Consider the following 14,534-nt stretch of genomic DNA (forward strand, 5'->3'; position numbering starts at 1 on the left):
TTAAAATTAGTACCAGATACTAATATAAGATCACAATATCACATGCTCGTATGAGTAAAAGGAGTCTTATTCAATGAATGCTGGAATTATTGGCCTTGGCCGCTATATACCTGAAAAAGTGTTAACAAATCTTGATTTAGAAAAAATGGTTGAAACTTCTGACGAATGGATTCGTACTAGAACAGGTATAGAAGAAAGAAGAATTGCTTCTGATGATGTCAATACATCACATATGGCGCTTGCTGCTGCAAAAAAAGCATTAGCTGACGCAAATGTAGCTGCAGAAGATATCGATATGATTCTTGTGGCGACAGTCACGCCAGATCAATCATTTCCGACAGTCGCTTGTATGATTCAAGAGCAGCTCGGTGCACATAAAGCATGTGCAATGGATATTAGCGCTGCGTGTGCTGGCTTTATGTATGGGCTTGTTACTGGAAAACAATTTATCGAATCAGGTACGTTCAAGCACGTGCTCGTCGTTGGCGTTGAAAAACTTTCTCGCATTACCGACTGGGATGACCGCAATACTGCTGTTCTGTTTGGAGATGGAGCAGGTGCTGCTGTGTTAGGAGAGGTCAGCGAAGGGAAAGGAATTCTCTCATTTGAGCTTGGAGCCGATGGAAGAGGCGGTAAGCACTTGTACTTAGATGAAAAAGATCATACAATCATGAATGGACGAGAAGTATTTAAATTTGCTGTAAGACAAATGGGCGAGTCAAGCGTAAACGTCATCGAAAAAGCTGGACTATCAAAAGAAGACGTTGACTTCTTGATCCCGCATCAAGCAAATATTCGCATTATGGAAGCAGCCCGCGAACGCCTAGAGCTGCCAGTTGAAAAAATGTCGAAGACAGTCCATAAATATGGAAACACATCAGCAGCATCCATTCCGATTTCACTATGTGAAGAAATCGAAGCCGGAAAAATTCATGACGGCGATGTGATTGTAATGGTAGGTTTTGGTGGCGGATTAACGTGGGGCGCAATCGCTATGCGATGGGGCCGATAAAAGAGTGAGGTGCACAAATTAATGGATAAAAAACGAGTAGTTGTTACAGGATTGGGTGCTTTGACACCTCTTGGCAACGATGTAGAATCAACATGGAAAAATGCTTTAGCAGGTGTATCAGGAGTTGGACCAATCACACGTGTCGACTCAAGTGAATATACAGCAAAAGTGGCTGCAGAATTAAAAGATTTTAACATTGAAGATTACATGGAGAAAAAAGAAGCACGAAAAATGGCACGCTTCACACAATATGCAGTCGTTGCTGCTCAAAAGGCGCTAGAAGATTCACGTCTTGAAATCACAGATGAAATCGCACCGCGTGTTGGTGTATGGGTTGGATCTGGTATTGGCGGACTTGAAACATTTGAAGAGCAGTTTGAAGTGTATTCAAATAAAGGGGCAAGACGCGTAAGCCCGTTCTTCGTTCCAATGATGATTCCAGATATGGCAACAGGCCAAATTTCAATTGCACTTGGCGCAAAAGGGGTTAACTCTTGTACTGTAACAGCATGTGCAACAGGAACAAACTCAATTGGTGATGCATTTAAAGTCATTCAGCGCGGAGATGCAGATGCGATGATCACAGGCGGAACAGAAGCGCCGTTAACAAAAATGTCGTTTGCTGGCTTCTGTGCGAACAAAGCTCTTTCGACAAATCCTGATCCAGAGACAGCAAGCCGTCCATTTGATAAAAACCGTGACGGATTTGTGATGGGTGAGGGTGCAGGGATTGTCGTTCTTGAAGAACTTGAGCATGCATTAAAACGTGGCGCGACGATTTATGCAGAAATTGTTGGATATGGATCAACTGGAGATGCGTATCATATTACAGCACCGGCTCCAAACGGAGAAGGCGGCGTACGCGCAATGAAAGAAGCGATTCGAGATGCTGGTTTGTCTGTGGAAGAAATTGATTATATCAATGCCCACGGAACAAGCACACCGTACAATGATAAATTTGAAACAATGGCGATTAAAGAAGTGTTCGGAGAGCATGCGAATCAGCTTGCGATCAGTTCGACAAAATCGATGACAGGTCACTTACTTGGCGCAGCAGGTGGAGTAGAAGCTATTTTCTCTGTGCTTGCGATTAAAGACAGCGTTATTCCTCCAACCATTAACCTTGTAACACCGGATGAAGAATGTGATCTTGATTATGTGGCAAATGAAGCACGTTCAAAAGAAGTACAAGTGGCTCTAAGTAACTCACTTGGCTTTGGCGGACACAATGCGACAATTATCTTTAAAAAATACGAAGCGTAATATTTCCTAAGAAGGCGGCGATCTATAATCAGATCGCCGCTTTTTTGCATATGATGAAAATGGAGGTGTTTAGCAGTATGGGTCTAGTCAATACACAATATCTCATTCATCAATCTTCATCATTTCAGGAGCTTGCGTCGCGCTTTGTTCCTTATTTTAAAGGGGCGGAGGAAAAAGAATGGTCCTCTATTCTCTCCCACCTGCAACATCACGGCATGATTCGCTCTTTTCGATCATGCAAAGACATGATCGACAAGCTCAAAGAAAAAGGGTACTTCCAGCTCGTCATGAAAGAATACCGGGCGCTGCAAAAGCAGTGGAAAGGCCCTGACATTCCAGTCTTTATTTTGCCAGTCAATGAGAGCAGTAAAGAAATTAGAGAGCAATTTTATTATCAATCCGGCATGGCATTTGACGACAAGGTCTTTCTCTTTTTGTCGCCAAATACCCCGAAAGAACGTATCGGCACATTGCTGACTCATGAATATCACCATGTATGTAGGTTGCATTTTCTCACGAAAGAAGAAAAAGATTTTACATTCCTTGATACAATCATGATGGAAGGGCTCGCTGAATATGCTGTGTATCATAGATACGGAGAAAGCTATACAGCCAAATGGACCACTCTCTATGACGAAACGCAGCTTCAGCGTATGTATCAGAAATGGGTATCCAGTCATCTTGATCAAAAAGTGCAGGACGACGAAAGACTGATACAGAACCTCCTTTATGGAAAAGGGAACTACCCCAAAATGCTTGGTTACGCCACTGGGTTTTATATCGTGAAAAAGTATTTCAGCGAACACAGAATCAGCGAGGAGTCTATGATTGCAGAGCCATCCGAAACTTTTTTAAAGGCGATAGACTCATAAAGTGAATGATTCACATAAAAAGAGACATATTACAAATTTACTAAATTCTTCTTGATTTCGTCATAACAATGTAATAATATACAAATATAAATTTTGATAATTCTTTTTATTCGAAAAAGATGAAATTTTTAGATTTTGTTCTATTGATTGATGGTGAAAGGGGCGAATACATGACCACGCTGCTTGAAGTGCAGAACTTAAAAACCTATTTTTTTAGAAAAAAAGAAGCGATACCTGCTGTAGATGGCGTTGATTTCAGTATCAACAAAGGAGAAACTGTCGCATTAGTCGGTGAGTCTGGATCTGGTAAAAGCATTACGTCCTTATCCATTATGGGCTTGATTAACGGCACTGGTGGAAAAATTATGGACGGTTCCATCAAGCTAGATGGCAAGGATCTCGTTACATATGGTGAAAAGGAATTATGCAGCATTCGTGGTAATGACGTGTCGATGATCTTTCAGGAACCCATGACCTCACTTAATCCCGTCCTAACCATCGGGGAACAAATAACAGAAATCCTCATCTATCACAAAAAACTTTCAAAAAAAGAAGCGACAAAAAAAGCGATTGACCTGCTGAAGCTTGTTGGTTTTTCCAGACCGGAACAAATCATCAAAGATTACCCGCACCGTTTATCAGGCGGCATGCGGCAAAGAGTGATGATTGCCATTGCGCTAAGCTGTGATCCGAAGCTCCTCATTGCAGATGAACCGACAACTGCCCTAGATGTTACGATTCAAGCCCAGGTGCTCACATTGATGAAAGATTTATGCACGACATTTGGTACATCGATTCTCCTCATCACTCATGATCTAGGTGTCGTGTCTGAAGTGGCAGATCGAGTCATTGTCATGTACTGCGGACAGGTTGTTGAAAATGGGACCGTCGAAGAATTATTTGATCAGCCGCTGCATCCTTACACAAAAGGGCTGCTTGAATCGATTCCTGTCATTGACGGAGACATACAGCCGCTAACAGCAATAAAAGGGAATGTCCCTGCACCGGATCAGCTTCCAGCCGGCTGCCGATTTGCTCCTAGATGCCCGCAAGTGAAGGAGCGCTGCCTAGGTGAACTGCCTAAACTGAGGACTTTTGAAAATGGCAGAAGCGTCAGATGCTTCTTATATGAGGAGGCAGACCAAACATGACCCTTGCTCAAAATCAACCACATGCAACAGATCTAATAGAGAAAGAAACCATACTTGAACTGAAACAAATCAAAAAACATTTTCCGATTAAAGCAGGCGTCTTTCAGAAGAAAGTCGGTGCAGTCAAAGCTGTTGACGGCATAGATTTGAAGATTTATAAAGGTGAAACGTTAGGGATAGTGGGGGAATCAGGATGCGGTAAATCAACATTAGGCCGGACCATGATTCGTTTATATGAACCAACTGACGGTCAAATCCTTTTTAAAGGGCAAGATATCTCCCGTGTATCAGAATCAAAGCTAAGACAATCAACACGAAAAAACATCCAAATGGTTTTTCAAGATCCCTTTGCATCACTCAACCCTAGAAAAACACTTCGAAGCATCATCAAAGAACCCTACAAAACACACCACTTATATTCCTTAAAAGAAAGAAATGAAAAAGTAGAACAGCTTTTATCAAAGGTGGGCCTTCATCCAAGCTTTGCAAATCGCTATCCCCACGAATTTTCTGGCGGGCAGAGGCAGCGAATCGGCATTGCTCGTGCGCTTGCCATGAATCCTGAAATGATTATCGCAGATGAGCCGGTTTCAGCACTTGATGTATCCATTCAGGCGCAGGTGATTAATCTGATGGAGGAACTTCAGGAGGAATTTGACCTGACCTATCTATTTATCTCTCACGACTTAAGTGTGGTCAGGCACATTAGTGATCGAGTCGGCGTGATGTATCTCGGCAAAATGATGGAGCTTGCTGATAAGCACAGCCTGTACGATGAACCGCTCCATCCATATACACAGGCATTGCTTTCTTCTGTCCCTGTTACCCGTAAAAAAGGTCAGATCAAAAGAGAACGGATCATGCTTCAAGGCGATCTGCCAAGTCCTGCAAATCCGCCAAAAGGGTGCGTATTTCACACAAGATGCCCGTATGCGAAACAAATCTGTAAAGAAAAAATACCAGCATTTCAAGAATTAAAACCAAACCACTTCGTTGCCTGTCACCTCTACGACGCTTAATCGGCTTGGATGAATTCATCTTTGAGAGGGGGGATGAAGCGGCATCTGTCGTCATTTCTAAAAAAGGATAGGGGGAATTGTATATGAAAGGTAGAAATAGAAAATCCATATTGATTAGTTTACTGCTGATCTTCACGCTCATGCTTGCGGCTTGCTCTAGTGGAAATAAAACCTCTGGAGACAGTGAAAAGAAATCCACCGGTAAACCTTTACAGGGCGGAGATCTTGTCATCGGTTCCATTGCAGAACCAACATTATTTAACTCGCTGTATTCAACAGATGTGGCTAGCTCTGATATTGAAGAAAGAATCTACAGCTTTTTACTTCAAACGGACGGAAAGCTGAACCCTCAGCTATCACTCGCAGAAGATATTAAAGAATCTGATGACGGGAAGCAGTTTGATGTGACCATTAAAAAAGGCGTAAAGTTTCATGATGGAGAAGAATTGACAGCTGATGATGTTGTGTTTACATACAGCATTCCGATCAATAAGGACTACAACGGGGAGCGCGGATCAGGATTTGAAGTATTAGATTCAGTTAAAAAGACAGGGGATTACTCAATCGAATTCAAGCTCAATAAAAAAGATCCCTATTTTTATAATGTCACACTAGGAAGCTACGGCATTTTGCCTAAGCATATTTTAGGTGATGTGCCTATAAAAGATCTCGGTGAAAATGAATTTAACCGAAAAAAACCAATTGGTTCAGGTCCATTTAAATTTGCCGAGTGGAAAGAAGGCGACTACGTGAAACTAGAAGCCTTTGACGATTATTGGGATGGACGTCCATATCTTGATACCGTCACGATTAAAACGATTCCTGATCAGAACGCAGCAATTGCCCAGCTTTCAGCAGGTGACATTGATTTCTTTGCTGTACCGGGAGCAGAGCTGCAAACGGCTGAAAAAGTCAGCAACATTAAAATTGAATCTGATTTAGGGCTCAATTATTCATACATTGGCTGGAACCAGAAAAATGATCTCTTTAAAAGTAAAAAGGTCCGCCAAGCGCTGACACATGCCATTGACCGCCAAACGATTGTCGATCAAGTGTTAGATGGAGACGGCAAAGTAGCCAACATTCCAGAAAGTCCGCTGTCATGGAACTACCCTAAAAATGAAAGTGTTCCAGTGTTTGAATTTGATCAAGAAAAAGCGAAAAAGATGCTGAAAGAAGAGGGCTGGGAGGATACAGATGGAGATGGCTATCTTGATAAGGATGGCAAGAAATTCTCCTTTGTTATAAAGACCAACCAAGGAAACAAAGTCCGTGAAGACATTGCTGTCGTTGTCCAGCAGCAGCTCAAAGAAATTGGTGTGGAAGCGAAGCCGCAAATTGTGGAATTCAGTGCACTCATTGAGCAGACGACACCGCCTAAGTGGGATTATGATGCGCTGCTGCTCGGCTGGAGCCTTGCCACATTCCCTGATCAATTCAGCATCTTCCACTCAAGCCAGTCAGAAAAAGGCTTGAATAACATCTGGTATAAAAATAAAGAGGTCGATAAGCTGTTAGTGGATGCTAAGAACTTAAGCGATCGAAAAGAATATTCAAAGGCATATGAAAAAATTTATGAATTGATCGCAGAAGATCAGCCATATACGTTCCTTTATTATGCCAACTCACATCGCGCGATGCCATCTAATCTCCAAGGCTACTCTTACCACCCGAAAGATGAGTATTACAAAATCGAGAAATGGTGGATTGAACAGTAGGCTGCTAGTGAAAGAAGAGGAAAGTTCTCTCCTTTTAGCGTGAAGATATACCCTTTCATTCGGTGTCAGTCAGGCGTGCTGGTGCTCACGATTTCATTCACCGAGCACCAGTTAGATTGAAAGGGTTCTGATATCACATTGCAATGAAGACAGAGGGCTAAAAGAAAGATCATTTTAGCCCTTTTTCATCACAGTATGGCGATCCGATGAAAAAGGAGTTGTGCATATGGTTACATATATCATTAGAAGGACACTGCTTTCCATTCCCATCTTATTTGGGATTACCATTTTGTCCTTCGCCATTATGAAAGCAGCACCAGGCGATCCGATGTCACTTATGATGGACCCAACCATTAGTGCGGCAGACCGGGAAGCTTTTATTGATAAGTACGGCTTGAACGACCCTGAATATGTGCAGTATATGAAATGGCTTGGCAATATGCTTCAAGGTGACTTTGGCACCTCCATTGTTAAAAAGGGAACGCCTGTGGCTGATTTGATTTTTGCCCGGCTGCCAAATACCCTCATCCTCATGATCTTTTCTACATTAGTCGCCCTGATTATCGCCATCCCATTCGGTGTTCTTTCGGCAAAACGTCCATATACAAAGCTAGACTATGGCATTACATTTACATCTTTTATCGGACTGGCTATTCCGAACTTTTGGTTTGGACTCATTCTAATAATGGTTTTATCTGTGAATTTAGGATGGTTCCCAACAGGCGGCGTCTCTACCTTAAACGCCGATTTTAATGTATTTGACCGGCTTCATCACATCATTTTACCAGCCTTTGTTTTAGCAACCGCTGATATGGCAGGGCTCACCCGGTACACAAGGTCGAGTATGCTTGATGTCATGAGGCAGGATTACATTCGGACCGCAAGAGCGAAAGGCTTTCGAGAAAACAAAGTCATTTTCAAGCACGGGTTAAGAAACGGTCTTATGCCTGTCATTACGATTTTCGGATTGATGATTCCATCCTTTATTGGTGGTGCAGTCGTAGTGGAACAAATTTTCACTTGGCCAGGGCTTGGAAAGCTGTTCATTGATTCTGCTTTTTCGAGAGATTATCCGGTCATTATGGCGATGACTGTTATTTCCGCAGTGCTCGTGGTGGTTGGAAATTTAATTGCGGATATTCTCTATGCGATCGTTGATCCGCGTATTGAATATTAGAAGGGAGCTGAAGCACAATTGGCACAGCCTAATATGGGAACACCTCCTGTTGATCTCAAATTAAAGGAAGGTCTTCCGCCAAAGCCAGAGACGATGCTGCGTTTATTTTGCGAGAAATTTTTCAAAAATAAATTGGCGGTTGCCGGCTCCGTGATCTTATTGGTCATTATCTTTTCAGCCATTTTCGCTCCTGTGATTGCCCCTTACGCACCAGAGCAGCAAGATTTATTAAAACGGCTCCAGCCGCCAAGTGTTGAACATTTGATGGGAACTGACAAGTTTGGCCGCGATATTTTCTCAAGGGTGCTTTATGGCGCGAGGGTCTCTTTATTAGTCGGTTTCGTTTCGGTGGTCGGTGCGATTACCATTGGCACTGTGGTCGGAGCGGTAGCGGGGTATTTCAAAGGATTTGTTGATTCCTTGTTAATGAGATTTGTGGATGTCGTGTTGTCGATTCCTGACATTTTTCTCTTGATCACGCTCGTTACTATTTTCAAACCGGGCATTGATAAATTGATTTTAATCTTTGCTTTGACCGGATGGACCACAACCGCGAGACTGATCCGCAGTGAATTTTTATCACTGCGAACAAGAGAATTCGTACTCGCAGCAAGAACCATTGGAACGAAAAACCATGTCATCATCTTTTCGCATATTTTACCGAACTGTATCGGTCCTATTATTGTGTCAGCTACATTAAAAGTAGGTTCCGTCATTTTAGCAGAATCAACACTGAGCTATCTAGGGTTTGGCATACAGCCGCCAACAGCGAGCTGGGGCAACATGCTGCAAGATGCACAAAACTTCTCGATTATGGTGCAAGCGTGGTGGTATCCGCTCTTCCCAGGTTTACTAATATTGCTGACCGTTTTATGCTTTAATTTCTTAGGAGATGGACTGAGAGATGCGCTTGATCCTAAAAAGTTAAAGTAATGCCTCATTTTTATGACAAGATGAAAGGGACTCTGCGCAATAAAGAAATGCAAACCACATTCGCTCCGCTTGAAGTTTAATAAAGTTGGAATAATTTCTCTATCCCTTGCCCATACTGTGGACAACAGTTTTTATAAAGTGAGGGATTGGTTATGTTATTTCTTCATGACGTATGGGTGAATTGGTTTGAAGGGGAAGAAAATGGCTACAATGTGTGTCATTTTCATGAGTGGCGCAAGGAGGACAGTGTGGAGCTGTTAGATCAAGTACCTTTACTCAAGGTGCAGAGTCCTTTGTATGATTACATAGAGAATGATCTTTCAGAGCTGCCGAAGACGCTGCTAGAATCTGTTTTTGAGAAATCATATATTCGAAAAAATCATGAACGGCGTAAATTAGAATATTGCTTTGTGGTGACAGACGGCATACGAATTATTGCTGTGGATACGATTGGGTATTCCATTCCTGTGAGGAAAAGCCGCTTAATCCCAAGGCAGGAGCAATTGGTGTATGAAATGGTGAAGGATGTGAAGGCTGAGGAATATGAATTCTCGCAGGACCGTCTTGAGTCGGCGAAGGAGTATCACATTTTGTCTTTGCCGCCGCAGCACATCAGCGGATTAACGAGAAAAGAAAGACAGCTGAAGCAGCTAATGTTTATGGCGCTCGATCAATTAAAAGGTCTTCAAAACAGGGCGGAGATTGCGTATTGGTATACGGAATGGAATCCGCGCATGTACAATCAAATCAAACGAATGTCATTCGAAGAGATTTGGAACATGCTTTACAATGAAACCATTGATGGATGGTCAGAGAATCATTTAGCATTTTGTGAAAAAATGATTAAGGGACAGCCGTTTTTTGAAAAGCTTTGGGAAATGGAAAACGAATCAAAGGTGAATTAGAAAAAGCTTGCAGCGTGATGTGCTGCAAGCTTTTTTTATTTACGCTTTCTGCCAAGACCCATTGCATTCTCCATTTTTTTCAGCATTTTGTTTGCTGCGCGGTTTGCTTTTTCAGCACCTTCGTCAAGAATGCGATCAAGCTCGTCTGACTCAATGAGTTCATAGTATCGATCTTGAATTGGTTTTAAAGCATCAACAACGACGTTCGCAAGATCTCCCTTAAACTCACCATACCCTTTGCCCTCATACTTTTGCTCAAGCTCTGCAATCGATATGTTACCTAACACAGAGTAAATCGTCAGCAAGTTGGCAATCCCAGGCTTGTTCTCTTTGTCGTACTTAACGATGCCTTCTGAATCCGTCACAGCACTTTTGATTTTCTTTTCAAGCTGCTTTGGTTCATCTAATAAAGTAATGAACGATTTTTGGTTCGGATCGGATTTGCTCATCTTTTTCACCGGATCTGCTAAAGACATAATCCGAGCGCCTTCTTTTGGAATCTTCACTTCAGGTACAGTGAAGATGTCATTGTATTTGCGGTTAAAACGTTCAGCAAGCGTTCTAGTCAATTCAAGATGCTGCTTTTGATCTTCTCCGACAGGGACTAAATCAGTACCATATAATAAGATATCGCCAGCCATTAATGGGGGATACGTTAATAGTCCTGAAACAACCGCTTCCTTACCAGCGGATTTGTCCTTAAATTGGGTCATTCTTTCTAATTCCCCAATATAAGCAACACATTGCAGCATCCATCCTGCCTGGGCGTGAGCAGGTACCTCTGATTGGATAAACAATGTCGCCTTCTCTGGATCAAGTCCAACCGCTAAATAAAGAGCTGCTAAGCTTCTAATATTTTGGCGAAGGGCTAGCCTGTCCTGACTCACCGTAATCGCATGCTGGTCGACTACACAAAAATAGCCGTGATAATCATGCTGCAAATCGACAAATTGCTTCATCGCTCCAATATAGTTCCCCAATGTGACCGAACCACTCGGCTGAATGCCTGAAAAAATTGTCTTCTTTGTCATACTAAAACCTCTTTTCTTCAATATAAAAAGGCCCACCCGTCACTTTTCAACAGAAAAGGGACGAATGAACCGTGGTACCACCCTTGTTATTTCACATGGAAATCACTCAAGACGTTGATATCGGAGACTGCTCCGTCTAAGCCTACTTACTTTCAAAAGTGTTCGGTTAGCTGCTCCAAAGCCCATTCCATACATGCCATTATCTGCTCGCACCAGCCGCAGACTCTCTGTAAATGGTGAATATATGTACTCTTCTTTTTCATCGCAACATTATGTCTATCTATTATAAAGGATGACCATGAAAAAGTCACGAAGCCCTCATGTGACCTTCTCATCATGTCGTTTGACACTTAAAATTTTAGGTAAAATACCAACTATCTGTCAGAATTTTTTAAAAAAGGATGATTAATTATATGTATAAAACATTATTCCTGCTGAATTTGTTAAATTATTTTAATCAATTTCCGCTTTAATTTGTTGAAGTGATTGAGACTTTAGTTTATAAAAATCCCTCTTTATCCCCATTTACGTTTTTTAAAAATATATGAAATTGATATTGCAATAAATTATTCTATTCATTATAATTAATTTGTTCACACGTTTGTGCTAGGCTCTTTACATAGTGAAAATTCAGAAAAAACAAAAGAAATAGAAAGTAAGCTATTTAGGGACTTTTTTACGCTATTTCTTAAATCTGAATCTCATCTTCTATCGAGACCTTTGAACTAAAACATATTATAAGGGGGAATACAGTTGAAAAAGCGTTGGTCTGTTGTTACTTTAATGCTTATTTTCACACTTGTATTAAGCGCTTGTGGTTTCAGCGGAAACAAATCAGGCGACAGCACGAGCAGTTCTGGAGAGGCTAAAACAACACTAAATGTGAATATCTCCACTGAGCCTTTTTCTCTACATCCGGGATTGGCAAATGATTCAACTTCAGGAAGTGTCATCCGTCAGACTTTTGAGGGATTAACAAGAATTAACGCTGAAGGTAAGCCAGAAAATGCAATGGCTTCTGATATCAAAACAAGTGCTGATGGTAAAACATACACATTCACACTTCGTGATGCAAAATGGTCTAATGGTGACCCTGTCACAGCTAAAGATTTCGAATATGCTTGGAAATGGGCATTAGATCCTAAAAATGAATCTCAATATGCTTACCAGCTTTACTATATTAAAGGTGCTGAAGCAGCGAACAAAGGGAAAGCGAAAGTTGCTGATGTTGGTATTAAAGCAAAAGATGACAAAACGCTTGTAGTTGAGCTAGAGAACCCAACACCGTTCTTTACTGAACTAACTGCATTCTATACGTATATGCCAGTCAACAAAAAAGTGGCTGAAAAGAATAAAAACTGGTACACAAATGCTGGTGAAAACTACGTATCTAACGGACCATTCGTTCTTTCTAAATGGAAACATGGCGGTTCTATCACGCTTGAAAAGAACAATGAATACTGGGATAAAGACACTGTGAAATTGAAAAAGATTAACATGTCTATGATCAAAGACACAAACACTGAGCTTAGCATGTTCAAAAAAGGTGAGCTTGATTGGGCTGGTTCTCCAACTGGAAACCTTCCAACAGAATCTTTACAAACATTGAAAAAAGATGGCGGTCTTAAAATTCAAACGATCGCTGGTATTTATAACTACAAATTCAACACAGAATCAAAACCTTTAAATAATGCAAACATCCGTAAGGCCCTTGCATACTCAATCAACCGTCAAGCAATTGTTGACAAAATTACGCAAGGTGAACAAGTTCCAGCAATGGCAATCGTTCCTCCAACAATGGAAGGATTTACTGATAACAAAACTGGCTACTTCAAAGATCACGATGTAGCAACTGCTAAAGAATTTCTTGAAAAAGGTGTGAAAGAATTAGGTTATAAGTCAGTTTCTGATCTTCCAGCATTGAAACTTTCTTACAACACAGATGAAGCTCACCAAAAGATTGCACAAGCAATTCAAGAAATGTGGAAAAAAGATTTAGGTGTGAAAGTTGAACTTGATAACTCTGAGTGGAACGTATACATCGACAAAATCCACAGTGGAGATTACCAAATTGGACGTATGGGCTGGTTAGGTGACTTCAACGATCCAGTGAACTTCCTTGAGCTTTACAAAGATAAAGACGGTGGAAACAACGACACTGGATGGGAAAACAAAGAGTATCAACAATTGTTGAATGATTCTGCGAAAGAAACAGATAAAACGAAGCGTGAAGAAATGCTGAAAAAAGCAGAGAAAATCATCATCGACGATATGCCTATAGCACCAATCTACTTCTACACTCAGCTTTGGGTACAAGATCCAAAACTTAAAGGTGTCGTCGTATCTGGACTTGGTGATGTTCAATACAAATGGGCTCATTTCGAAAAGTAAGATTATAGTGTAAGAGATCTACGGCAAGGATCTTAAGGTATATGGAGGATGTCTCTCCATATACCTTTCTTGCTGATTAGAGAAAATGTTGTAAAATCATGGAGGTGCAATTCCGTTGCTTAAATATATCGGTAAGCGATTAATATATATTTTAATCACACTGTTTGTTATTGTAACTGCAACTTTCTTTCTCATGCAGGCAGCACCTGGTGGTCCATTCTCTGGGGAGAAGAAACTTCCTGCTGAAATTGAAGCAAACCTAAACGAGCACTACGGGTTGGACAAGCCCTTATTTGTTCAATATGTAAGCTACTTAGGTTCAGTTGCAAAATTAGATTTTGGTCCCTCATTTAAATACAAAGGACAAACCGTAAATGACTTAATCGGTTCTGGATTCCCCGTTTCCTTTACCCTCGGAATTGAGGCAATTCTCCTCGCGTTAGCATTTGGTGTATTGTTTGGGGTCCTTGCAGCGCTCTATCATAACAAGTGGCAAGACTATACGATTGCTATTTTAACGATCTTTGGAATCTCAGTTCCAAGTTTCATTTTAGCGGCGCTACTTCAATATGTATTTGCATCTGAGGCAAGCATTTTAGCGATTTTCCCAGTTGCAGGATGGGAGTCTTGGGCCAGCACCGTACTACCTTCTATTGCACTTTCCTTCATGCCAATGGCATTTATCGCTAGACTTTCACGGTCAAGTATGCTTGAAGTGCTAAACAGTGACTACATTAGAACGGCTAGAGCGAAAGGATTAACGAAATCAGCTGTTACGATCAAACACGCGATTCGAAACGCATTGTTACCTGTCATTACTTACATGGGACCAATGGCTGCTTCAGTTTTAACAGGTAGTTTTGTCGTGGAGAAGATTTTTGGCATTCCTGGATTAGGCTCTCACTTTGTCACAAGTATTACAAACCGTGATTACACCGTCATCATGGGTGTCACAGTCTTCTACAGTATTATTCTATTAATCAGTATTTTAGTCGTTGACATCCTCTACGGTATTATCGATCCTAGAATTAAACTGACGAAGGCGAAGAAAGGGGTCTAACA

The 14,534-nt window shown here is 41.4% G+C and carries 12 protein-coding genes and 1 other annotated feature; of the genes, 11 read left to right on the top strand and 1 reads right to left on the bottom strand.

What is annotated here, in order from left to right; all coding sequences use genetic code 11:
• Positions 1 to 73: 73 nt before the first annotated feature.
• The 9 genes from MHH41_RS05530 (at position 74) to MHH41_RS05570 (ending at position 10,050) form a co-directional block, all read left to right on the top strand.
• Positions 74 to 1,012: a beta-ketoacyl-ACP synthase III gene (locus MHH41_RS05530; protein ID WP_003212296.1), complete on the top strand. Its 939-nt coding sequence runs from the start codon at positions 74 to 76 to the stop codon at positions 1,010 to 1,012.
• Positions 1,013 to 1,033: 21 nt separating this feature from the next.
• Positions 1,034 to 2,275 (top strand): beta-ketoacyl-ACP synthase II, encoded by a 1,242-nt coding sequence (gene fabF, locus MHH41_RS05535; protein ID WP_003211631.1) that lies wholly within the window; start codon positions 1,034 to 1,036, stop codon positions 2,273 to 2,275.
• A gap of 77 nt (positions 2,276 to 2,352) precedes the next feature.
• Positions 2,353 to 3,147, top strand: a complete 795-nt coding sequence (locus MHH41_RS05540; RefSeq protein WP_050945299.1) for a DUF2268 domain-containing protein — start codon at positions 2,353 to 2,355, stop codon at positions 3,145 to 3,147.
• 170 nt (positions 3,148 to 3,317) lie between these two features.
• Positions 3,318 to 4,298: an ABC transporter ATP-binding protein gene (locus tag MHH41_RS05545; protein ID WP_050945298.1), complete on the top strand. Its 981-nt coding sequence runs from the start codon at positions 3,318 to 3,320 to the stop codon at positions 4,296 to 4,298.
• Positions 4,295 to 5,317 (top strand): ABC transporter ATP-binding protein, encoded by a 1,023-nt coding sequence (locus tag MHH41_RS05550; protein ID WP_050945297.1) that lies wholly within the window; start codon positions 4,295 to 4,297, stop codon positions 5,315 to 5,317. Before MHH41_RS05545 ends, MHH41_RS05550 begins: the two co-directional genes overlap by 4 nt.
• A gap of 83 nt (positions 5,318 to 5,400) precedes the next feature.
• Entirely contained in the window at positions 5,401 to 7,035 is a 1,635-nt protein-coding gene (locus MHH41_RS05555; RefSeq protein WP_340865870.1) for a peptide-binding protein, read from the top strand.
• 226 nt (positions 7,036 to 7,261) lie between these two features.
• Positions 7,262 to 8,212, top strand: coding sequence for an ABC transporter permease (locus tag MHH41_RS05560; RefSeq protein WP_050945293.1), 951 nt, complete (start codon positions 7,262 to 7,264; stop codon positions 8,210 to 8,212).
• Positions 8,213 to 8,245: 33 nt separating this feature from the next.
• Positions 8,246 to 9,145, top strand: coding sequence for an oligopeptide ABC transporter permease (opp4C, locus tag MHH41_RS05565; protein WP_003212337.1), 900 nt, complete (start codon positions 8,246 to 8,248; stop codon positions 9,143 to 9,145).
• A 152-nt stretch (positions 9,146 to 9,297) separates the two neighbouring features.
• Entirely contained in the window at positions 9,298 to 10,050 is a 753-nt protein-coding gene (locus MHH41_RS05570) for a YjbA family protein (RefSeq protein WP_050945290.1), read from the top strand.
• Between the two features lie 35 nt (positions 10,051 to 10,085).
• Here the strand turns inward: MHH41_RS05570 and trpS are convergent, their stop codons facing one another.
• The gene (gene trpS, locus MHH41_RS05575; RefSeq protein WP_003212181.1) at positions 10,086 to 11,081 is read right to left on the bottom strand and encodes a tryptophan--tRNA ligase; all 996 of its coding nucleotides are present in this window, start codon (positions 11,079 to 11,081) and stop codon (positions 10,086 to 10,088) included.
• A gap of 53 nt (positions 11,082 to 11,134) precedes the next feature.
• Positions 11,135 to 11,353, bottom strand: a binding site (T-box leader).
• Positions 11,354 to 11,834: 481 nt separating this feature from the next.
• Between trpS and MHH41_RS05580 the strand changes: the two genes are divergently transcribed.
• On the top strand, positions 11,835 to 13,472 hold the full coding sequence (locus MHH41_RS05580) for a peptide ABC transporter substrate-binding protein (protein WP_050945285.1): 1,638 nt from the start codon (positions 11,835 to 11,837) through the stop codon (positions 13,470 to 13,472).
• Between the two features lie 115 nt (positions 13,473 to 13,587).
• On the top strand, positions 13,588 to 14,532 hold the full coding sequence (locus MHH41_RS05585) for an ABC transporter permease (protein ID WP_050945284.1): 945 nt from the start codon (positions 13,588 to 13,590) through the stop codon (positions 14,530 to 14,532).
• The last annotated feature ends 2 nt before the right edge of the window (positions 14,533 to 14,534 follow it).

Origin of the sequence: Bacillus sp. FSL K6-1145 (assembly GCF_038003425.1) — a bacterium.
Classification (GTDB): domain Bacteria; phylum Bacillota; class Bacilli; order Bacillales; family Bacillaceae; genus Bacillus; species Bacillus pumilus.

Bases quoted from the DNA above. Each gene is read 5' to 3' on its own strand.
- MHH41_RS05530 (WP_003212296.1), top strand. From the start codon at position 74: ATGAATGCTGGAATTATTGGCCTTGGCCGCTATATACCTGAAAAAGTG.
- fabF (WP_003211631.1), top strand. From the start codon at position 1,034: ATGGATAAAAAACGAGTAGTTGTTACAGGATTGGGTGCTTTGACACCT.
- MHH41_RS05540 (WP_050945299.1), top strand. From the start codon at position 2,353: ATGGGTCTAGTCAATACACAATATCTCATTCATCAATCTTCATCATTT.
- MHH41_RS05545 (WP_050945298.1), top strand. From the start codon at position 3,318: ATGACCACGCTGCTTGAAGTGCAGAACTTAAAAACCTATTTTTTTAGA.
- MHH41_RS05550 (WP_050945297.1), top strand. From the start codon at position 4,295: ATGACCCTTGCTCAAAATCAACCACATGCAACAGATCTAATAGAGAAA.
- MHH41_RS05555 (WP_340865870.1), top strand. From the start codon at position 5,401: ATGAAAGGTAGAAATAGAAAATCCATATTGATTAGTTTACTGCTGATC.
- MHH41_RS05560 (WP_050945293.1), top strand. From the start codon at position 7,262: ATGGTTACATATATCATTAGAAGGACACTGCTTTCCATTCCCATCTTA.
- opp4C (WP_003212337.1), top strand. From the start codon at position 8,246: ATGGGAACACCTCCTGTTGATCTCAAATTAAAGGAAGGTCTTCCGCCA.
- MHH41_RS05570 (WP_050945290.1), top strand. From the start codon at position 9,298: ATGTTATTTCTTCATGACGTATGGGTGAATTGGTTTGAAGGGGAAGAA.
- trpS (WP_003212181.1), bottom strand. From the start codon at position 11,081: ATGACAAAGAAGACAATTTTTTCAGGCATTCAGCCGAGTGGTTCGGTC.